Annotated in this window: 20 protein-coding genes; 14 read left to right on the top strand and 6 right to left on the bottom strand. The window is 70.9% G+C overall.

The window, feature by feature from the left end; genetic code table 11:
- The first annotated feature begins 6 nt into the window (after positions 1-6).
- The 9 genes from LXT21_RS31485 (at position 7) to LXT21_RS31445 (ending at position 10419) form a co-directional block, all read left to right on the top strand.
- Complete coding sequence (locus LXT21_RS31485) at positions 7-1386, top strand: acetyl ornithine aminotransferase family protein (RefSeq protein WP_254041913.1); 1380 nt, start codon at positions 7-9, stop codon at positions 1384-1386.
- Between the two features lie 11 nt (positions 1387-1397).
- The gene (locus LXT21_RS31480) at positions 1398-2306 is read left to right on the top strand and encodes a CoA transferase subunit A (RefSeq protein WP_254041912.1); all 909 of its coding nucleotides are present in this window, start codon (positions 1398-1400) and stop codon (positions 2304-2306) included.
- Positions 2296-3063 carry a CoA-transferase subunit beta gene (locus tag LXT21_RS31475; RefSeq protein WP_254041911.1) on the top strand — a complete coding sequence of 256 codons (768 nt, stop codon included), beginning with the start codon at positions 2296-2298 and terminating at the stop codon, positions 3061-3063. Before LXT21_RS31480 ends, LXT21_RS31475 begins: the two co-directional genes overlap by 11 nt.
- Positions 3064-3088: 25 nt before the next feature.
- On the top strand, positions 3089-4285 hold the full coding sequence (locus LXT21_RS31470; protein WP_254041910.1) for a thiolase family protein: 1197 nt from the start codon (positions 3089-3091) through the stop codon (positions 4283-4285).
- A complete protein-coding gene (locus LXT21_RS31465) occupies positions 4285-4617 on the top strand; it encodes a hypothetical protein (protein WP_254041909.1) in 333 nt (110 codons plus the stop codon). The genes LXT21_RS31470 and LXT21_RS31465 overlap by 1 nt, the downstream gene beginning before the upstream one ends.
- Positions 4618-4739: 122 nt before the next feature.
- Positions 4740-6698: a lysyl oxidase family protein gene (locus LXT21_RS31460; RefSeq protein WP_254042172.1), complete on the top strand. Its 1959-nt coding sequence runs from the start codon at positions 4740-4742 to the stop codon at positions 6696-6698.
- A gap of 12 nt (positions 6699-6710) precedes the next feature.
- Positions 6711-7859 carry a cysteine desulfurase family protein gene (locus tag LXT21_RS31455; protein ID WP_254041908.1) on the top strand — a complete coding sequence of 383 codons (1149 nt, stop codon included), beginning with the start codon at positions 6711-6713 and terminating at the stop codon, positions 7857-7859.
- Positions 7860-7956: 97 nt separating this feature from the next.
- Positions 7957-9183, top strand: coding sequence for an ABC transporter permease (locus LXT21_RS31450; protein WP_254041907.1), 1227 nt, complete (start codon positions 7957-7959; stop codon positions 9181-9183).
- Positions 9184-9195: 12 nt separating this feature from the next.
- Complete coding sequence (locus LXT21_RS31445) at positions 9196-10419, top strand: ABC transporter permease (RefSeq protein ID WP_254041906.1); 1224 nt, start codon at positions 9196-9198, stop codon at positions 10417-10419.
- A 100-nt stretch (positions 10420-10519) separates the two neighbouring features.
- On the opposite strand, the gene LXT21_RS31440 is transcribed toward LXT21_RS31445, so the two are convergent.
- On the bottom strand, positions 10520-10690 hold the full coding sequence (locus LXT21_RS31440) for a hypothetical protein (protein ID WP_254041905.1): 171 nt from the start codon (positions 10688-10690) through the stop codon (positions 10520-10522).
- Between the two features lie 176 nt (positions 10691-10866).
- Complete coding sequence (locus LXT21_RS31435) at positions 10867-11553, bottom strand: hypothetical protein (RefSeq protein WP_254041904.1); 687 nt, start codon at positions 11551-11553, stop codon at positions 10867-10869.
- A gap of 188 nt (positions 11554-11741) precedes the next feature.
- On the opposite strand from LXT21_RS31435, the gene LXT21_RS31430 reads away from it, so the two are divergent.
- Positions 11742-12989, top strand: a complete 1248-nt coding sequence (locus tag LXT21_RS31430; RefSeq protein ID WP_254041903.1) for a phospholipase D-like domain-containing protein — start codon at positions 11742-11744, stop codon at positions 12987-12989.
- A gap of 15 nt (positions 12990-13004) precedes the next feature.
- Here the strand turns inward: LXT21_RS31430 and LXT21_RS31425 are convergent, their stop codons facing one another.
- Together LXT21_RS31425 and LXT21_RS31420 are read right to left on the bottom strand one after the other, a co-directional pair.
- Entirely contained in the window at positions 13005-13631 is a 627-nt protein-coding gene (locus LXT21_RS31425) for a DUF3575 domain-containing protein (protein WP_254041902.1), read from the bottom strand.
- Positions 13632-13661: 30 nt separating this feature from the next.
- Positions 13662-14306 carry a hypothetical protein gene (locus tag LXT21_RS31420; RefSeq protein WP_254041901.1) on the bottom strand — a complete coding sequence of 215 codons (645 nt, stop codon included), beginning with the start codon at positions 14304-14306 and terminating at the stop codon, positions 13662-13664.
- Between the two features lie 85 nt (positions 14307-14391).
- Between LXT21_RS31420 and LXT21_RS31415 the strand changes: the two genes are divergently transcribed.
- The 4 genes from LXT21_RS31415 to LXT21_RS31400 all read left to right on the top strand — a co-directional run bounded on the left by LXT21_RS31415 (position 14392) and on the right by LXT21_RS31400 (position 17672).
- Positions 14392-14553, top strand: a complete 162-nt coding sequence (locus LXT21_RS31415) for a hypothetical protein (RefSeq protein ID WP_254041900.1) — start codon at positions 14392-14394, stop codon at positions 14551-14553.
- An 11-nt stretch (positions 14554-14564) separates the two neighbouring features.
- Positions 14565-15089 (top strand): GNAT family N-acetyltransferase, encoded by a 525-nt coding sequence (locus LXT21_RS31410; protein ID WP_254041899.1) that lies wholly within the window; start codon positions 14565-14567, stop codon positions 15087-15089.
- A 224-nt stretch (positions 15090-15313) separates the two neighbouring features.
- On the top strand, positions 15314-16366 hold the full coding sequence (locus LXT21_RS31405) for a glycoside hydrolase 64/thaumatin family protein (RefSeq protein ID WP_254041898.1): 1053 nt from the start codon (positions 15314-15316) through the stop codon (positions 16364-16366).
- Positions 16367-16403: 37 nt separating this feature from the next.
- The gene (locus LXT21_RS31400; protein ID WP_254041897.1) at positions 16404-17672 is read left to right on the top strand and encodes an ICP22 family protein; all 1269 of its coding nucleotides are present in this window, start codon (positions 16404-16406) and stop codon (positions 17670-17672) included.
- 106 nt (positions 17673-17778) lie between these two features.
- Here LXT21_RS31400 and LXT21_RS31395 read toward each other — a convergent pair whose 3' ends face one another.
- Positions 17779-18693: a hypothetical protein gene (locus LXT21_RS31395; protein WP_254041896.1), complete on the bottom strand. Its 915-nt coding sequence runs from the start codon at positions 18691-18693 to the stop codon at positions 17779-17781.
- 65 nt (positions 18694-18758) lie between these two features.
- Positions 18759-20096, bottom strand: a complete 1338-nt coding sequence (locus tag LXT21_RS31390) for a sigma 54-interacting transcriptional regulator (protein ID WP_407667077.1) — start codon at positions 20094-20096, stop codon at positions 18759-18761.
- Positions 20097-20133 lie beyond the last annotated feature (37 nt).

Genomic DNA, 20133 nt, shown 5'->3' with positions numbered 1-20133 from the left:
ACCTCCATGACCATGCTCCATCCCGAAGTGAAGACCGCCCTGCCGGGGCCGAAGGCGCGCGCCATCATCGAGCTGGACCAGCGCTTCAGCTCCCCCTCGTACATCAAGGAGTATCCGCTGGTCGTCGAGCGCGGCGAGGGCCCCTGGGTCCACGACGTCGACGGCAACCGCTTCCTCGACTTCATGGCGGGCATCGCCGTGGCCTCCACGGGCCACGCGCATCCGCACGTGGTGAAGGCCGTCCAGGAGGCCGCGGGCCGCTTCCTGCACATCTGCGGCACGGACTTCTACTACGACGCCTTCTCGAAGCTCTGCGCGCGGCTCGCCAGCTACCTGCCCGAGATGGGACCCAAGAAGGTCTTCCTCACCAACTCCGGCACGGAGGCGGTGGAGGGCGCCATCAAGCTGGCGCGGCACCACACGCGCCGCCAGTACATCGTCGCCTTCAAGGGCGGCTTCCACGGGCGCACGTACGGCGCCATCTCGCTCAACTCGTCGAAGGTGGCCCAGCGCGCCTTCTTCGGGCCGCTGCTGCCAGGCGTCATCCACGTCCCCTACGCCAACCCGTACCGCTGTCCCAACGGCTGCGCGCCCCAGACGTGCGGCGACGCGTGCAACCCGGCCCTGGCGCTGGAGCGCGAGTGGTTCGTCAACCACGTGGACCCGCGCGAGGTCGCCGCCATCTTCGTGGAGCCCATCCTGGGTGAGGGCGGCTACGTGGTGCCCCCGAAGAGCTTCCTGACAGAGCTGCGCCGCATCTGCGACGCGCACGGCATCCTGCTCGTGTTCGACGAGGTGCAGTCGGGCATCGGCCGCACCGGACACATGTTCGCGGCGGAGCACTTCGGCGTGATGCCGGACATCCTGCTGTCCGCCAAGGGCATCGCCTCCGGCATGCCGCTGGGCGCCATCATCGCCAAGGAGTCGGTGATGACGTGGCCGCGCGGCTCGCACGGCAGCACCTATGGCGGCAACCCCGTGTGCTGCGCGGCGGCGCTCGCCACGCTGGACGTGGTGGAGGGGCTGCTCGACTCCGTGCGCGCCACCGGGGCGCTGCTCCAGCGGGGACTGCGCGAGCTGCAGACGCGGCACCCCGTCATCGGCGACGTGCGCGGCGTGGGCCTGATGGTGGGCGCGGAGTTCGTGGACCCCGCGACTCGGGAGCCCGCGAGCGCCTACGTGGGCGAGCTGGAGCAGCTCGCGTTCCGCAAGGGCCTGCTGCTGCTGTCGTGTGGCAAGTCCACCATCCGCTTCGCGCCGCCGCTCATCATCGGTGAGCACGAGGTGGCCGTCATGCTTCGCATCCTCGAGGAGTGCCTGCGGGAGCTGTCGCTCGACGTGTCCAAGGTCGCGCCCGCCCGGGTCGCGGCGGGGGTGAAGCTGTGAAGCCTGGGGCCGTGGACAAGCGCTGCTCCATGCGCGAGGCCATCTCGGCCAGCGTGAAGGACGGCAGCTCCATCGTCATCGACGGCTTCACGCACCTCATCTGCTTCGCCGCGGGCCACGAAATCATCCGCCAGGGCGTGAAGGACCTCACCGCCATCCGGCTCACCCCGGACCTGGTCTACGACCAGCTCATCGAGGCGGGCGCGGTGAAGAAGCTCGTCTTCAGCTGGGCGGGCAACCCCGGCGTGGGCAGCCTGCACGCGCTCCGCCGTCGCAGCGAGGCGTCCTCCACGGAGCGGCTGGAGCTGGAGGAGTACTCGCACTTCGGGCTGCTCTCGCGCTTCCTCGCCGCGAGCGCGGGCCTGCCGTTCTGGCCGCTCGACAACTACCAGGGCGCGGACATCGCACGGGTGAACCCCGCCATCAAGACGGTGCGCTGTCCGTACACGGACCGTGAGCTGGCCACCGTGCCCGCGCTCCATCCGGACGTGGCCATCATCCACTGCCAGCGCGCGGACATGGAGGGCAACGCGCAGGTGTGGGGCCTGCTCGGCTCGCAGAAGGAGGTGGCCTTCGCCGCGCGCAAGGTCATCGTCGTGGCCGAGCAGATCGTCCCCACCGAGGTCATCCGCAAGGACCCCAACCGCACGCTGGTGCCCGGCATCATCGTGAGCCACGTGGTGCACGAGCCCTGGGGGTGCCACCCCAGCTTCGTGCAGGGCTTCCATGACCGGGACAACGACTTCTACGTGAAGTGGGAGGACATCTCCCGCAAGCCGGAGACGTATCGCGCCTGGCTGGAGGAGTTCGTCTACGGCGTGAAGGACCGTCAGGGCTACCTGGCGAAGCTGGAGACGGGGTTGCTCGACACGCTGCGCGCGAAGGCTCGCGTCTGCGAGGGGGTGGACTATGGGTACTGAGAGTGTTTCCACCGCCTCCGAGCGGATGGCGTGGCGCGCGGCCCAGGAGCTCCACGACGGCGACGTCGTCTTCGTGGGCATCGGCCTGCCCAACCTCGCGTGCAACCTGGCGCGGGCCACGCACGCGCCGGGCCTGTTCATGATCTACGAGTCCGGCGCCGTGGGCGCGATTCCCGAGCGGCTGCCCGTGTCCATCGGCGACCCGTCGCTCGTCACGGACTCGCTGGCGGTGGTGGGACAGGCGGACATCTTCCAGTGCCTGCTGCAGCGCGGGCTCATCGAGGTGGGCTTCCTGGGCGGCGCGCAGGTGGACCGGTGGGGGAACATCAACACCACCGTCATCGGTGACTACGCGAACCCCAAGGTGCGCCTGCCCGGCAGCGGCGGCGCGTGTGAAATCGCGGTGCACGCGCGGCGGCTGCTCATCGTCATGCGCATGGGCAAGCGGACCTTCGTGGAGAAGTGCGACTTCATCACGAGCCCGGGCCACCGGATGAACGGCAAGACGCGCGCGGAGCTGGGCCTGCCCGGCGGTGGACCCACGCGCATCATCACCGACCTGGGCGTGCTCGACTTCGACGCCACCGGCGAGGCCGTGCTGTCCGAGGTCTACCCCGGCGTGACGTCCGACCAGGTGCGCGCCGCCTGTGGCTGGCCGCTGCGCGTCGCCGACTCCGTGCGCACCACGGGCGAGCCCGACACGTCCGTGCTGTCGCTCCTGCGCGAGCGACTGGACCCGCAGCGCCTCTATCTCTGAACGCACCCTCCTGGAGCCCCTTGTCATGACAGAGGCCTTCATCGTCGACGCGGTCCGTACCCCCATCGGCCGGTTCCGAGGCGCGCTCAAGGGCGTGCGACCGGATGACCTCGCCGCGCACGTGCTGCGCGCGGTGCTCGAGCGCAACGCGCTGGATGGCGCGCGGGTCAACGAGGTGTTCCTCGGCTGCGCGAATCAAGCGGGCGAGGACAACCGCAACGTGGCGCGCATGGCACTGCTGCTCGCGGGCCTGCCGCACTCGGTGCCCGGCGTCACTGTCAACCGCCTGTGTGCCAGCGGCCTGGAGGCCATCATCCAGGGCTGCCGGATGATTCGCCTGGGCGAGGCGGACATCGTGCTCGCGGGTGGCGTGGAGTCGATGACGCGCGCGCCGTGGTCCATGCCCAAGCCCGAGGACGGCTTCCCCTCCGGCAAGTGGGAGGCCTGGGACACCGCCCTGGGCTGGCGCTATCCGAACCCGAGGCTCGCCGCCCTGTTCCCGCTGGAGCAGATGGGCGAGACGGCGGAGAACGTGGCCGAGCAGTGGGGCATCGCCCGCGAGGCGCAGGATGGCTTCGCGCTCGCCTCACATCGCAAGGCCGTGGCCGCGCAGGCGGAGGGGCGCTTCGCCCGCGAGCTCGTCGCGGTGGAGGTGCCCCAGGCGAAGGGCGCTCCCGTGCGCGTCGAGGTGGACGAGGGGCCTCGCGCGGACACGTCGCTGGAGCGGCTGTCCGGCTTGAAGGCCGCGTTCCGGCAGGGTGGCAGCGTGACGGCGGGCAACTCGTCCACGCTGAACGATGGCGCGTCGGCGGTGCTGCTGATGAGCGAGGCGGCGCTGAAGGCCTCGGGCGCGACGCCGCTGGCGCGCTTCGTGAGCAGCGCGAGCGTGGGCGTGGACCCTCGCGTCATGGGCATGGGGCCTGTGGGCGCGTCACGCGCGGCCCTGGAGCGCGCGGGGTGGAGCCTTGACTCCGTGGACCTGGTGGAGCTCAACGAGGCCTTCGCCGCGCAGGCCCTGGCGTGCATGCGCGAGCTGAAGCTCCCGTCGGAGAAGGTCAACGTCAACGGCGGCGCCATCGCGCTCGGACATCCGCTGGGCTCCAGTGGGGCGCGCATCGTCACCACGCTGGTGCACGAGCTGAAGCGTCAGGGGGCGCGGCGGGGACTGGCCTCGTTGTGTGTCGGCGTGGGGCAGGGGCTCGCGCTGACGGTGGAGCGCTGATGCGAACCGAAGACCCGCGCCACGAGGCCCTGGAGGAACGCTTGTCCGCCACCCTGCACATCTACCCCGCGACCGAGGCGATGCCCTGGCACTACCACTTCGATTGCCCGCACGGGCACGGGGAGTCCGGCACGCTCGATTCGCTCGACGCGCTGGCGGACGTGCTGCGCCGCTGGGGCCGCCACCTGGTGGACCTGCCCTGGACGGTGCTGCCCACCTTCGGTGGCGCGGCGCCCGCCCGCACCGACGGGGTGTGGAGCTGGGATGACTCGCGTGTGCTCGTGGGCTCGGAGGTCCACGCGTTGACACTGTGCCCGCGCGAGTCGACGTAGGGCGCAGATGCCCTTCATCCGGCAAGCATCGGAAACAGGGCCTCGACGACGGACATAGCCTGTCACGCCTCACGACTCCTGGCGGGGTGCTTGCGCCGGAGCGCTCGAGAAGGGTGGCCGTGATGCGTCTGTCATTCGTCGTGTCGGTAGCCACGTTGTGGGTTGTCCTGGGGGGGTGTGATGACCCGGACCCTCCGGAGCCCCAGCCCGAGCCGGGCCCCGAGCTGTCCGAGACTCCTCTGTGGCAGGTGAAGGGAGACGTCGCCGAGCCCGGAGAGTGCTTCGGCGGCTCGGTGGCGCTCGCGGACTTCGACGGCGACGGCCAGAAGGACCTGGTGGTGGGCTCGCTGCCTTGTCAGCGGCTGCTCACCAGCACGCGGCACCCGGGCGGGGTGTACATCTACAAGGGACAGGCGCCGTACTTCTCCAAGGAGCCGGTGTTCGCTCGGATGCGCTGGGAGCACCCCCATCCCCAGGTCTCCGGCGTGGGGCTCCGCGTCGTGGCCGGCGAGGTGAACGGGGACGGCTTCGCGGACCTGCTCGTCCATGGCCGCTTCGGCACCCAGGTCTTCCTGGGGCAGGCGGACCTGTCGGCGATGTTGGCGGCGCCGACCTTCCGCGTGCCGCCCCCCAGCCGCTCCGTCACCTTCTTCGGGAGCGGCCTGGTGGACATGGATGGGGACGGACGCGATGACCTCATCGTGGCGCTCACCACGGAGCAGCGCTTCTATCGGGCCACGCCCGGCGCGGCCGAGGGCCCCTTCACGCTCGTCCAGACCCGCCTGGGCTTCCACTCCGCCCAGGGCGTGGGAGACCTGAACGCGGACGGCGCCGAGGACGTGCTGTTGAGCACGGACACGAGTGGCAGGGCGTACCATCTCGGCTGCAAACCCGGCAGCACCTTCGCGTGCGCGGGGGCGGTGTCCACCGAGCCGCTGCGCGAGGAGCTCCTCCCGGGGATGGCCTCGCTGCTGCCGGACCTGAACGCGGACGGCCATCCGGAGGCGCTGGCCTCCGCGGACAACGGGCCGCTCTCCGTGCACCTGTCCAACGCCGATGGGACGTACGCGACGGCTGCGCTCTGGTCCACGCAGGGGGACCCCGCGTTCCCCGGGCTGGGTGGCCCCGTGCGCGCCGTGGGGGACCTGGACGGCGACGGTCATCGCCAGGACTTCGTGATAGGCGCCGCGGGGCGGCTCTACTTCTTCTCGCCGAAGGACAACCTCTCCGAGTCGCTCCACCCCGTCTGGGCCTGGCCCCGCGCGGACACCATCCCCAACGGCTATGACACCTATCATCGCTACAGCGTCGAAGTGCCCGGGGACCTCAACGGCGATGGCAACGAGGACCTGATTGTCGCCATCTCTCCGTTCGGAGACCTGATGGAGCTGACCGCGGGTGAGGTGGTCATCCTCGCCGGAGGCCGCGTCCCGAAGACGCCCGCGGAGCCTCCGCGCATGCAGGCCCCGGTGTCCTGCGGCCTGAACCTGGACCCGGTGAACGGCAAGCCGGACCTCACCGTGGACCAGGACGTGCTCGAGCGCACCGCGCACGTGACGTGGAAGGACTTCGCCGCCGACTCCTGCGAGGTGCAGGAGCAGTGCGTGCTCGCCCCGGGGCGCCGCAAGCTGCTTCGCTTCAGCACCTCCATCATGAACCTGGGCAGCAAGGCCGCCATCTTCCCGCCCGTGGAGGAGCACCCGGACATGTATGTCTTCGACGAGTGCCACGGGCACTACCACCTGGCGAACTTCGCCGCGTACGAGCTGCGCGACGCCCAGGGGCGCGAGGTGATGTCCGGCCGCAAGCAGGGCTACGCGCTGGTGGACGTGCAGAGCTACTGCTCGGACGCCGAGCCGTGGAACTACTACGAGCCGATGGGCATCTCCGCGGGCTGGTCGGACATCTACACGCTCGACGTGCCGTGCCAGTGGGTGGACGTCACGGACGTGCCGGACGGCACCTACACCTTCCAGGTCAGCGTGGACACGCGCGACATCGTTGACGAGGGGACGGTGCACCCCAACACCGTGTCCTTCCCGGTGCGCCTGCAGGGAGACACGGTGACGGTGCTGCCGTAATGCTGCGGGGCCATGAGCCCCGAGCGCCCGCTGTACCTGGACCACAACGCCACCACCCCCGTGGACCCGGAGGTGGTGGACGCCATGTTGCCGTACCTGCGCGAGCACTTCGGCAACCCCTCCAGCGGCCATGCGTACGGCCGCCGTGCCCACGCGGCGCTGGAGGACGCCCGCGGCAAGGTCGCCGCGCTCATCGGCGCGAAGCCGTTCGAGGTGCTCTTCACCTCCGGCGGCACGGAGGCCAACAACCTGGCCATCCGCGGCACCGCCGAGGCCCGCGCGGACCGACGCCACGTCCTCACCTCCGTCATCGAGCACCCCGCCACGAAGCTGCCCTGCGACGCGCTCGAGTGGCGCGGCTGGCGGGTGACGTGGCTGCCCGTGGATGAACAGGGCCGCGTGCGCGTGGAGGACGCCCGCGAGGCGCTGGACGCGGCGGGCGGCGAAACCGCCCTCGTGTCACTGATGCACTCCAATAACGAAACGGGCGTGCTGCAGCCGGTGGCGGACATCGCCGCGCTCGCGCGCCGCCACGGCGCCAGCGTGCACACGGACGCGGCGCAGTCGGTGGGCAAGGTGCCCGTGGACGTGAAGGCGCTCGGCGTGGACCTGCTCACGCTGGTGGGCCACAAGCTGCGCGCCCCCAAGGGCGTGGGCGCGCTGTACGTGCGACAGGGCACACCGCTCAGGGCCGTCACGCTGGGCGGCGGGCAGGAGCGGAGCCTCCGGCCTGGCACCGAGAACATCCCGTACGCGGTGGGGCTGGGCGTCGCGTGTGAGCTGGCGGGCCGGCGGCTCTCCCAGGGAGCCCAGGCGATGCTCGCGCTGCGCGAGCAGCTGTGGACCGGGCTGCGCGAGGCGGTGCCGGGGCTCGCCCTGAGCGGGCAGGACGCCGAGCGGCTGCCCAACACGCTCAACGTCCGCTTCCCCGGCGTCCGGGGTGGGGCGGTGCTGGCGGCGACGCCGGAGGTGGCCGCGTCCACGGGCTCAGCGTGCCATGACGGGGGCGAGACGGCGTCGCCGGTGCTCCGGGCCATGGGAATCCCGGAAGCGGACGCCCTGGGGGCGGTGCGCCTGTCCCTGGGGCCGGACACCTCTCAGGAAGAAGTCGCCCGGGCGGTGGTTGTGCTCGCGCGCGGGTGGAAGCAGGTGGCGGGCTGAAAACTTCCGTGCAATCACCCGACCTCGTCCGGCGTACGGCGTTCTACCGGGGCAGGCCAACGGTCCGGCGCCACCCGCCGACGCGAGAGGGTTTCACGTGAGTTTCAGGGTCGACGTGTGGGAGGGAGGGCGCATCGCGCTGTTCTCCCTGCGGGCCAACCGGCTGCGCACGGTGCTGACGACGGTGGGCATCGGCGTGGGCGTGTGCACGCTGCTGGCCATCGTCGGAATCATCCAGGGCATCAACCAGTCCTTCGCGGACCAGCTCGCGCAAATCGGCGCGAACACGCTCCAGGTGTCCAAGTTCCCCTGGACCATGCGTGGAGACTGGTGGGAGTACCGCAACCGGAAGAACCTGTCCGCGGACCTGGTGGAGCCCATCCTCCAGGCCTCCGAGCACGTGGTGGCCGCGGCGCCGCTCTACTTCGACCGGGTGGAGGCGCGCTTCCTGGAGCGGCGCATGGCGTCGGTGACGGCCATCGGCACCACGGCGGACTACGCGCTCATCTCCTCGTTCACGGTGGACAAGGGCCGCTTCCTGACGGACGCGGACGTGGACAACCGGGCGCAGGTGGCGGTCATCGGCGCGGAGCTGGCGCGCACGCTGTTCCCGGGGCTGGACCCGGTGGGCCACCGCATCACCCTGGGCGCCAAGTCCTACCGCGTGGTGGGCTCGCTGGAGGCCAAGGGCACCATCCTGGGGGAGAACCAGGACACGGTGGTGGTGGTGCCCTTCCGCACCTTCCAGGCGGACTTCGGCAAGCGCAACTCGCCCAACATCGCGGTGTCGGTGGACTCGCCGGACAACGTGCTCAAGGTGCAGGACCAGCTCACCGTGGCGCTGCGGCGCGAGCGCAGGACGCCGCCGGAGGCGAAGGACGACTTCGCCATCAACCGGCCCGAGCAGCTGGCCAACATCTACTCGCAGCTCACCGGCGCGCTCTACGGCGCGGCCACGGGCGTGGGGTTGATCACCCTCCTGGTGGGCGGCATCGGCATCATGAACATCATGCTGGTGTCGGTGCGCGAGCGGACGCGGGAGATTGGCGTGCGCCGCGCGCTGGGGGCGAAGAAGCGCACCATCATCCTCCAGTTCCTGATGGAGGCGGCCAGCGTGTCCGCGGTGGGCGGGACGCTGGGGACGGTGGTGGGGTTGGGCCTGGCGAAGACGGTGTCGTTCATCACGCCGCTGGCCGCGACGGTGGAGCCGTTGACGGTGGTGGCGGGCGTGGGGTTCGCGGCGATGGTGGGCCTGCTGTTCGGCATCTGGCCCGCGGCGCGCGCGGCGAACCTGGACCCGGTGGAAGCACTCCGCCACGACTGAGGACGACTGCCCATGATGGCCTTGCTGGACACCTTGCGGCTGGCGTTCGGGACGTTCGTCTCCAACCCGCTGCGCTCCTTCCTGACGCTGCTGGGCATCGTCATCGGCGCCACCACGGTGGTGTCGATGATGGGCCTCATCGAGGGCCTGCGCAACCAGGTGAACGAGAACCTGTCGGAGCTGGGCGCCAACTGCTTCCAGGTGCAGCGGCTGCCCTTCGGCGCGGGCAACCTGTCGCTGGCGGAGCTGTCGCGCCGGCCGCGCTTCACCCATGAGGATTTGGAGGCCATCCGCGAGCTGCCCTCGGTGCTGACCGCCGCGGGCGAGGACTCGCAGGGGGGACAGAAGGCGTCCACGCCGCTGCGCGAGTCGCGGGCGAACGTGGGCGTGTGGTCGGGGACGCCGGAGTACTTCCAGACGAACTCGGTGGTGGTGGCGCACGGGCGCGCCTTCACCCAGACGGAGTACCTGGATGGCCGCCGGGTGGCGGTCATCGGCCCGGACCTGGCGGAGACGCTGTGGCCCTCGCTGGACCCGCTGGGCCAGTCGTTCCGCCTGAAGGGGCGCAACTTCATCGTGGTGGGCGTGCTCAAGCGCAAGGGCGGCTTCCTGGGCGGCAGCGGCCAGGACAACCAGGTGATGACGCCGCTGACGGCCTTCCGTCCGCTGTTCGGCGTGCGCGACTTCCGGGTGAGCATCCAGGCGACGTCCGCGGAGGTCATCAAGCGCGCGCAGGACGAGGTGACGGTGCTGATGCGCCGGCGTCACAACCTCAAGCCGCTGGAGCCGGATGACTTCTTCGTGTTCTCCAACGAGAGCTCCACGGAGATGTTCAACAACATCTCGCAGGTGATTTCGGTGGCCAGCTTCGGCGTGTGCCTGCTGTCGCTGCTGGTGGGCGGCATCGGCATCCTGAACATCATGCTGGTGGCCGTGACGGAGCGGACGCGGGAGATTGGCATCCGCAAGGCGCTGGGCGCCAAGAAGCGGCGCATCCTGGCGCAGTTCGCCACGGAGGCGGTGGTGCTGTCCCTGGCGGGCGGGTTGCTCGGCGTGGCGCTGGGGGTGGGATTGGCGCACCTGGCGCGCTGGGTGCTGGGCCTGCCCACCGAGGTGCCGGGCTGGGCGGTGGGCCTGTCCCTGGCGATGAGCAGCGGCGTGGGCCTGGGCTTCGGAATCTATCCGGCCGCTCGCGCCGCGAAGCTGGACCCGGTGGAGGCGATGCGCACCGAATAAATGCGCCACCTGGCGTCGCACCGTGTCTGGTGAAAGGGGCCCGCCCGCGAGTGTTCCGCGGACCGGGCCCCTTCCTATTCCACGCGCGAGGGCGTGGGGACTACGGGCAGGGCGGGGTGCAGATGAGCTCGCCGGTGATGGGGTGCTTGTAACAAACAGGCACACACTCGGACTTCGGAGCCGACTGGGTGGTGAAGCCCGTGGTCACTCCAAAGACAGCGGCGACGGCGGTGAAGACGACGGCAACGCGGAGGTGCTTGAGAGCCTTCATTGGGGTGTGTCTCCAGACAGCGTGTCCGTACGGCCCGGCAACAATGGCGTTGGATGTCATTGATGACAACCGAGAATTCAGGAGTAGTGCTGCGCGTGTGGCTTTGCCGGTGAGGCACGCACGGAGCGCCCCGGTGAGACATCCGGAATTGGAGAGGGATTGCGGCGCGCTTGTAACTATCGCGTGGGTTGGTGCGAGCGAGGACCGCCGCCGGCCCACTGGTAGCCGAGCGTCGCGCCGGAGCCGACGAAGGCCAGGGCGATGAGCTGGCGCACGGCCTGGAGGCGGGTGCTGGGTTCGGAGAGCTTCGTCAGCAGGCCATCGACGGCGGCGGCCAGGAGGGTGCCCGCGGCGGCGCCGGCGAGGGCTCCGAGGTAGGCGTCCGCCCTGTCCTCGCCGCGGCCGAACGCGAGCTCTCCGAGGCCCCAGGTTCCGAGCGCGGCGAGGGGCGGGGTGAGCAGGAGGCCTCCGCCGACGGCCGCGACCTCCAGGTCCATCCAGCGTCCGCTGCCCGGCGTGGCGGGGCGGAAGAAGAGCAGGCGCGAGGGCAGGTAGCCCCCGAGCATCCCCGCGGCCGTCTGCGCGCTCGTGGCGCCCAGGCGGGTGTCACCGCCGACGCGCGTGGCGCCCCAGATGCCGCCGAGCGGTAGCAGCGCGATGCCGCCGTGCGCGACCCAGGCGCCGGTGGACAGGGGCGCGTCCTCGGGGCGGGTGGGCTGGTACGTGCTGCTCGCGCCGAGTGGGGGCGGGGTGGTGGGCTCCAGCCGAGAGGCTCGCAGCGGAACATCGGCGCGTGACGCCTGGGGCATGAGGCCCGCGCCCACGAGGAGCCAGATGCTCGAGAGGACCAGGTGTCGTGACATGCGCGCTCGGGCCGGAGGAGGAACGGGGAGGGTGCGCACGCGCGCGGCGCCGCTCCACCGTGCGCCGTCCGAGTGACGTGCGTCACACACTGTGCTCGCGCCGAGATGTTGTCCGGTGGACGCCGTGTTTGCGCTCGCGGTGTCACATGGCAGGTGCCGCGATGGCGGAGCGCCATTAGCTTCCGAAGGTGAAGCTGGCCTGCTCCGTGCTCGTCGCGTTGCTCGTCGCCGGGTGCCATGCTCCGAATCATCGGCACGACCTCCGGCTGCGTGCGCTGCCCACCGCGGCCGACGAGACGCGCTCGCTGGCCTTCTTCCAGTCCCTGGGTGTCGCGCTCACGCCCGGCCACCACGTGGAGCTGGTGGAGAACGGCCGCGTCTTCGATGTCCTGGACGAGGAGATTCGCGCCGCGCGCTCCAGCATCCACATCGCCAGCTACATCTGGCGCCCGGGGGAGCCCTCGGAGCGACTGGTGCGCGCGCTGCGCGAGCGACAGCCCGGCGTCGCGTGCCGCGTGCTCGTGGACCCGCTGGGCAGCGTCAACTTCGACTCCGTGGGCATCGCGCTCTCGAACGCGGGCTGCGAGGTGCGCATCTTCCGCCCCATCCAGGGCGCCCTGCCCTCGCTCGACGCCGCGCGCATCAAGACGCGCCTGCATCGCAAGCTCGTGGTGCGCGATGGCGAGGTCGGCGTCACCGGGGGCTTCGGCATCTGGCGAAGCTGGCTCGGCGACGCGGAGGGGCCCGAGTCCTGGCGCGACATGAGCGTGCGCGCGGAGGGGCCCGCCGTGCGCGAGATGCAGGTGGCCTTCGCGCAGAACTGGCAGGAGGCGGGCGGAGACTTCCTTCCATCCGAGGCCTTCCCGGAGCTCGCCCCCCGAGGAGAGGCCCGCGCGGGCTTCGTCGCGAGCACGCAGAACCGCTTCCTCTCCGACGCGCGCCGCATGACGCTGCTCACCATCGCCGCCGCGAAGCGACGCCTCTGGATTTCCAACTCGTACTTCATCCCCTCCGACGCCATCGGCGACATGCTGCTGGAGAAGGTGAAGCAGGGCGTGGACGTGCGCGTGCTCGTGCCCGGGCGACATCACGACATCGCGCCGGTGCACGCCGCGCAGCGCGCGTCCTACGCGAGGCTGCTCGAGGGTGGGGTGCGCATCTGGGAGTACGAGCTGTCGATGATGCACTCCAAGACCATGCTCGTGGACGAGGACCTGTCCGTGGTGGGCTCGACGAACATGGACCCGCTGGCGCTGAGCACCTCGGACGAGTGCTCGCTCGTGGTGGAGGACCCGGCCCTGGCCGCGTCGCTCGCCGCCGCGTTCGAGAAGGACATGCTCCACTCACGCGAAATCCACTGGGACGGCTGGCGCCGCCGCGGACTGCTGCAGCGGCTGGGCGAGAAGCTGCCCTGGTTCATCAGCGACTACCTGTGAGCGCGGCGCCGTGTCTCAGAACTGGAACGTGGTGCCCAACTGCACGAGCGGCTCCTCGCCCTCCCATCGCTCGGTGCGTGGCGCGGAGGTGGGGCCGCACATGCCGAAGGGGCAGAGCAGGGGCCGGGGAGGATAGGTCGTCGTCCGGGTCTGCGTGGATTGGACTCCCACGCCGAGCGACAGATGCCACCGGGTGTTCAGGGGATGCGAATAGCCCACGAGCCCGCCGACGGAGGAGCGTCGGCCGAACGTGTCGTCGTCCACGGTGAACAGGGTGTAGCTCGCCTGCGCCGAGACGAAGACCCCTTCGTGGAACGTCTCGCCGAAGAAGAGGCGGCTGCCCACCTGCGCGCCCACGATGTGGATGTCCGGGCCGAAGTGGGTGCCGCCGAAGATGGACAGGTGCCGGAAGGGTTGATGCTCCATGCTCACCATGAGGATGGGCGCATTGGCGCGTCTCCGGTCGAACTCCCAGGCGTGGCTCCGCGCTCCCACGTTCACCGCCCAGGTCCGGGACTCGAGGTCCGCGGGTGCGTGCTCGGAGGGGCGTGGTGAGGGGGCCGTGTCTCCCTGTGCCTGGGCGAGGAGGGGCAGGGCGACGAGCCCGCTCAGGAGGCTGCGTCGAATCAGGTCGGGGCTCATGATGGCGTGGGCCTGGGAGGGGGTTGGGCGTCAGAACCGGAGCGTGAGCGCCAGTTGCAGCACGGGCTCCACGGACTCCGTCTTCGAGACACCTTCTTCTTCCTGCGCGGGCGCCGCCTGCTTGCAATAGAGGATGCAGGGTGGCCCCAAGGAGCTCGGAGGCGGCTCGGTCTTTGTCCGGGTGCGGGTGGTCTGTGCGCCGGCCCCCGCCGAGATGAGCCACCGTCGGCCCAGCGCATGCGAATAGCCCACGAGCCCGCCGAATGAGGTGCGGGTGCCGTCCGTGCGGGAGTCCACCTCGATGAGTGAGTGGCTGGCCTGCGCCGACACGAAGACGCCTTCGTTGAAGGTCTGGCTGAAGAAGACCCGGGTGCCCACCTGCCCTCCGAAGGTGTCGAGGCGCACCGTGAAGTGCAGGCCCCCGTACAGGGACAGGTAGCGCAAGAGCTGTTGCTCCATGCTCACCGTGAGGAGGGGGAACCCGGCGGGCGACTCGTCGAACGAGAACGACTGTCCGCGCATCGCCAGGTTCAAGGACCGTGTCCAGCGGTCGACCTCGACCTCGGTGGCGGCGTCGAGGAAGGGCGAGGGCGGCGCGTCCTCCTGGGCGTGGGCGAGGAGGGGGAGTGCGACGAGTGCGCTCAGGACGCCGTGACGCAACGAGTGGAGGTTCATGGTTGCGTGGCCCCAATGGCAAGGGATGTGCCGGCGGCAACCCGGCGAGATGACAACCCCTGGGACGCGCGGAATGCGCAACGCGATGCACAAGCGCGAAGCGCGCTTCGCGAAGCACCGCGTCCTCCGGGTGGCGATGCTCACCGGCGCCGGGCGCGAGCTTGACGAGGGCGGCGCGGTGAGCGGGCCGAGGACTCGCGGTGCGTCGTCGGACGCGCCCCGGACAGTGACGCGCCACGCGTGGTAAGGGCTCGGGGCATGAGCACCCAGGACGTGGTGGGGCGGGCCGTCATCCGAGAGATTCGGCCCGAGGACGATGGTGTGGTGGGAGAGCTGCTGGTCGAGGCCTTCATCACCCAGTACGCGAAGAAGCTGCCGGAGGTGGTCTACACGGAGGAGCGCAAGCGCGAGCTGCGCGACGTGGCCTCTCGACGGAAGATTGCCTCGCTCCTGGTGGCCGAGCTCGAGGGCGAGGTCATCGGCACCGTGGCCCTCTTTCCTCCCGGCGCGCCGAGCTCGGAGGCGTGGCTGCCTCGCGCGGCGGACCTGCGGGGGCTGGCCACCGCGGTGAAGGTGCATGGCCAGGGCCTGGCGCGACCGCTGCTCGACGCCGCGGAGGACCTGGCCCGGCGCTGGGGCGTGGACGCGGTGTGTCTGCACGTCCGTCGCGGCGCCGTCGGCGTCGCGCGCATGTACATGTCCCGCGGCTACGTGCGCGCGCCCGAGGGCGACATGAACCTGCCCACGGTGTTCCTCGAGGCCTATGTGCTGCGCCTGAAGTAGCCGTCATCCGGTGGCCGCCGCCCTGATGACACCGGTCATCAGGCCCTCGACGGCGGTCATCAGGAGCGCGCCTTTCCTGGCCCTGGAATCGCTGGCTTCCGCCGTGATTCCAGGGGCTTGGCGCGAGGTAGGGAAGCCGGGGACCCTGGCACACGCCGTGCTCAAGGCAGGTGCATCGGCTGACCTGGTTCAGCCCTCGCAGCCCTGCTCCCGAGGACTTCGTCATGGCGCTCTCCCCCATCTCCCGCTCCGCTGTCTCCCCCGTCGCGCCCTCGCTGTCGTCCCGCGCCGAGTCGGTGTCGCAGGCGGCGCGGCCGACGCCGATGAACGCGCCCTCGGCCCAGTCCCTCTTCCAGAAGGACCGCTTCGAGACGGGCGGCCTCAAGAGCGCGGAGGGACTCCAGAAGCTGGTGAAGGTGCTCGCCTCGCAGCTGGAGGCCCTCAATGAGCTGGCGCAGGTGCTCGGTGGCGCCCAGGGTCAGGGCGGCACGGGCGTGCCCCCGCTGGGGGGCGCGCAGGGCGGCACGGGCGTGCCTCCGCTGGACGGCCTCGCGGGTCCGGGAGCGCTCGCGGGTTGCGCCGAGGCCCCCTCCGCGGGCCCGCAGCAGGTCCCGAGCCTCGGTGCCCAGGCCCCGTCCGCCGTGAGCAAGGCCGCGGCCCCCTCCATCGGCCAGCCCGCCGCCGGCGCGGAGGCGGTCGGCGCGAAGGAGAAGGTCTCCGACTCGCAGGGCGCGAAGAGGGACGGCAACACGCTCTCGCTCTACAACGACGGCGACAAGCCGATGACCATCCAGTTCACCCCGAACGCGGGTGAGAAGGCGGTGGACACGGTCACCCTCCAGCCGGGCGAGAACCGCACGGTGAAGTTCCCCGAGGGGTGGTCGGGCAACTTCCGCAGCACGTCGGGCGACGGGAAGAACGCCACGCTCGGCGAGGTGAAGTTCGACGGGGGCTTCGGCAAGACCTACTACGACGTCAGCTACATCGAGGGGCACAACACCGCGATGACGATGCAGCCCGTCAGCGGTGGCCGGACGTCCGGGACGCTGGAGAACCTGCTCGCCTCCGCGCCGGACGCGGTGAAGGCCCGAGGTGAGGACGGGTCGGTGTATGGAATCAAGAAGACCACCACCTCGGAGGTGAAGGACCCGGCGGTGGTAGACTTCTTCCGCAAGCACGTCGGCGCGGACCAGGGTTATGTCATCCCCACCGACGACGCGAGCACGCTGGGCAGCGGTGACAGCAACCTGGTCGTCCGCATGAAGAACCTCACCTGAGTTCCACCGGCGCCGCGCGCGCCGGCCGTGTCCCTCCATGAGCGTCCGCCTCCCGCAGAATGCCCCCCGTCCCGGAGTCCCCACGCGGTCCGCGAGGGAGGAGGCGGCGCGCGAGCAGGCGAAGCCCGCGGAGGCGAAGAAGTCGGACAAGTCCACCCAGGCGAAGGGCACCGGCGGCAAGCCCGCGACGGGTGGGAAGACCGGCGCCCGCCCCGCCGAGGGTGAACAGGCGCAGCAGGGCGCGCAGGGGGGTGTCCACCGCGACGGGATGGACGCCGGCGCCCAGCGCGGCGGCTCCGGCGGGCTCGAGGGCTTCACCCAGGGCGGCGCCGAGGCGCTCGGCACGGCGCCCCCGACGGGCACCTCCACGGGGATGGCGGCGAAGCCCGCACAGGCGGCGATGTCCACGCCCGCCGGTGCGCAGCAGTCCCCGCGCGCCGAGCCGCAGGCGCCCGCGCCGACGCCGCAGTCCGCGCGAGAGTCCTCCTCCGCACAGGCTCCGCGTGAGCAGGACATCGCGGAGCGCGCGCCTCGCGAGGAGACGCCGGCCTCGCGAGAAGGCCGCGCGAGGGTGCGGGCCGCCGTGATGGACCGGCTGATGCGAGGCTACGCCGACCTGGAGGCCAAGCTCTCCCAGTTCGTCCAGGCCCCGGGGCGCCATCAGGGCGTGGTCACCGTGCCCATCATGATGAGCGAGAGCTCCATCACGCTCGAGTTCTGGGCGGTGGCCGCCGGGACGCCCGAGGACCGGGCCTTCCTGACCGAGGTGCTCGGGGTGCCGGCCAACGTGGATGACGCGTACCTGCTCGAGCTGCTGCGCGAGGAGATCCACCTGGCCTTCGACGTGTTCCAGCGCTCGGAGCCGGGCAAGCAGGTCCGCGCGGCGTACGAGGCGGTGCTCACCCGCTACGACGCGGCCCGCATCCAGACCGTCATCGAGGGCCACGACACCGGCCCGATGGTGGCCGAGTGTGCCCGGCTCCAGCTGACGTGCGAGCCGGACTTCACCCGCTCGCTGCTGCTGTCCCCGGGCCAGCTCGCCGTCGCGCGCTTCGCCGACGAGGGCAGCGCCACGCAGGTGATGGTGGCCGGCCTGACGCTGCAGCAGCTGGGCTCACTCGTGGGCCACCTGCGCACGCTCAACCCGATGCTCAGCAACGCGCAGGTGCGCACGCTGTTGTTCCGCGCCTCCACGGATTTGAAGCTCGCGTTGCGAAAGCCACTGGGTGACGCGGAGGTGGAGCGCGTTCAGGAGCTGGCGAAGCAGCTGCTCCGGCTCCAGGCCGTCGAGCTGCTCTTCGTCTGAAGAGAGACGCCCGTGGACGAGGTTGCTCCATGCGGGTCCTGCTCCGCGCGTCAGTCCGCCAGCGCTCGCGGCGAGCGTGACGCGCGGCCCGGGTGAGGCCCCCGGCTCAGGAGGACTCGCGGGCGAAGGCCGCCTTGCGGGAGCCGCCGCCATCGGAGTTGCCCAGCGCGGTGGCAATCTCGCCGCCCCGCTGCGCGCGCTCGGCCTCGGTGGTGCCCGCGGCCTGCTCGACGACGAGCATGCCGCCGCCGTTGTGCTCGCTCCAGGCGGTGCTCACCGCGTCCTCGAGCGCCCCGGCGTCCATCTTCACGCTCTTGCCGGTCCCCGGGTCCTTCACCGTGTAGTTGCCCTGCGCGTCCTTGCCATCGACGGTGACCCAGTGCGCGCGGCCCTTGCCCGCGTCCTTCGCGTTCGGGTCCACCTTGTTGGAGTCCACCAGCACCGCGGCCTTGCCGTCGCGCGCCAGGGCGTCATCCATCAGCTTCTTGTCGAAGGAGCCGGAGGCCTGCGTCACCTCCGCGCCCTCGTGCGCAATCATGTTGGACAGCTCGTGCGGCGTCGTCCCGTCGCCGTTGGTGAAGCGCGACTCGAGCGCGTCCATCGTCTCCGTCGCCGTCGACGGCTTCGCGCCCGTGGTGCCCTTGTCCTTGCCCAGCATCACCGCCACCGCGGACCCACAGTTGGAGTCCTTGGTCTGCTGGAGCACCGACGGCGAGCCCTCCGCGGGGCCGCCCAGCTGGGGCACCTTCATGGAGCTCAGGTCCGCGACGCAGGCCACCTGCTGGGGCTGCGTCGCGGCGGACGCCGTGCCCACCGCGTTGGCCAGCGCCCCGAAGCGCTGCGCCCACTCGTTCAGCTGGGCCTCCTGCGCGCCGTACGCGTCCGAGGGCGCCTCCACCGGCGTCACCTCGGGAGCCGTCGCCGTGCCCGTCCCGGAGGATGCGGCCCCCGGCGTCGTCGCCACGTCGACGCGTGGCTGCTCGAGGGTCCTCACCAGGGTCGGAGAGAGGGGGATTCGCACGGGGGGGCCTCCAGGGACAATAGGGGTACGTCGTCATCCCACTCTAACCCGAAAGTCCCTCCGCGTTAAGGGTCCCGCCCCGTATCCAGGTCGTGCTTGCGCAGCAGTTTCTTCAAGTAGACACGGTCAATGTCCGCTTCTCGGGCGGCCCGGGAGATGTTCCCCTCGCAACGCTCCAGGAGGTTCTTCAGGTAGTCGCGCTCGAAGCCCTCGATGAGGCGCTCCTTGGCTTCCTTGAAGGGGAGGTCCAGTTCGACCTTGGCGCCCGCCTCGCCGGAGGACTCCAGCTCCGGCAGGGCCTCCTCGCCCAGGTTGACCACCTGCTCCACCACGTTGCGCAGCTCACGCACGTTGCCGGGCCAGGGGTACTGCGCCAGCAGCGCGCGCGTCTGGACCGACAGCGCGCTGGGCGCCCGGCCCGTCTGCTTGAGCATGTGGTCGATGAGGGCCGGGATGTCCTCGGGGCGCTCACGCAGGGGCGGCAGGCTCACCCGCAGCACCGCGAGCCGGTGGAACAAGTCCCGCCGGAACTTCCCCTGCTGCACCGCCTGCTCCAGATTCACGTGCGTGGCGGCCACCACGCGCATGTTCACGGACAGGTAGTCGTTGGCGCCCACGCGCTTGACCTGCCGGCGCTCGAGCACGCGCAGCAGGCGCGGCTGCAGCTCCAGCGGCAGCTCACCCACCTCGTCCAGGAACACCGTGCCGCCCTGCGCGCGCTCGAAGGCGCCCGCGCGGTCCGTCTGCGCGCTGGTGAACGCGCCCTTCACGTGGCCGAACAGCTCGCTCTCGATGAGCGTGCCCGGCACGCCCGCCAGGTCCACGATGACGAACGGGCCCTTCTTGCGCGGGCTCTGCTGGTGGATGGCCTCCGCGCACAGGTCCTTGCCCGTGCCCGTCTCGCCCTGGATGAGCACGTCCGCGCCGCCGGGGGCCAGCCGCTCCAGCAGCGTGAAGGCCTCGCGCATCTTGCGGCTCTGCCCGACGAGCGCCCCGAAGTGGTCCTTGTCCGACAGCAGGACGGCGCGCTCGCGCGTGTCCTCGGGCATCAGCTTCAGCTCGGTGGTGCCCAGGGTGATGACGGAGCCGGGGCGCAGCTCCAGGGACGTGAAGCGCAGCCGCTCGCAGAACGAGCCGTTGTGCGATTCCAGGTCCGTGGCCACCACGTGCTCGTCATGCACCTCCAGCCGCAGGTGCTGTCGGGAGACGGCCTTGTCCGCCAGGATGATGTCGCACGTGGGCGCCTTGCCCACCACGTGCGTGCCCTGTCGGAGCGGATGCACCTTGCCGGAGTCCGGACCCGAGAGGATGCGGAGCACCATCTTCACCTGACCCGCCCGTCCGCGCGTCAGCGTGGCCGTGGCATCCAGGTTCGCCTCTTCCTCGTCCGGCGGCAGCGACACGGGGGCGGACGGTAGCACGCCCCGGCGGGGGTGCCAC

Origin of the sequence: Myxococcus guangdongensis, from assembly GCF_024198255.1 — a bacterium.
In the GTDB taxonomy this organism is placed as follows: Bacteria; Myxococcota; Myxococcia; order Myxococcales; family Myxococcaceae; genus Myxococcus; species Myxococcus guangdongensis.
Note: the sequence above shows the minus strand (reverse complement) of the source record. Positions and strands in the feature narration are given on the sequence as shown.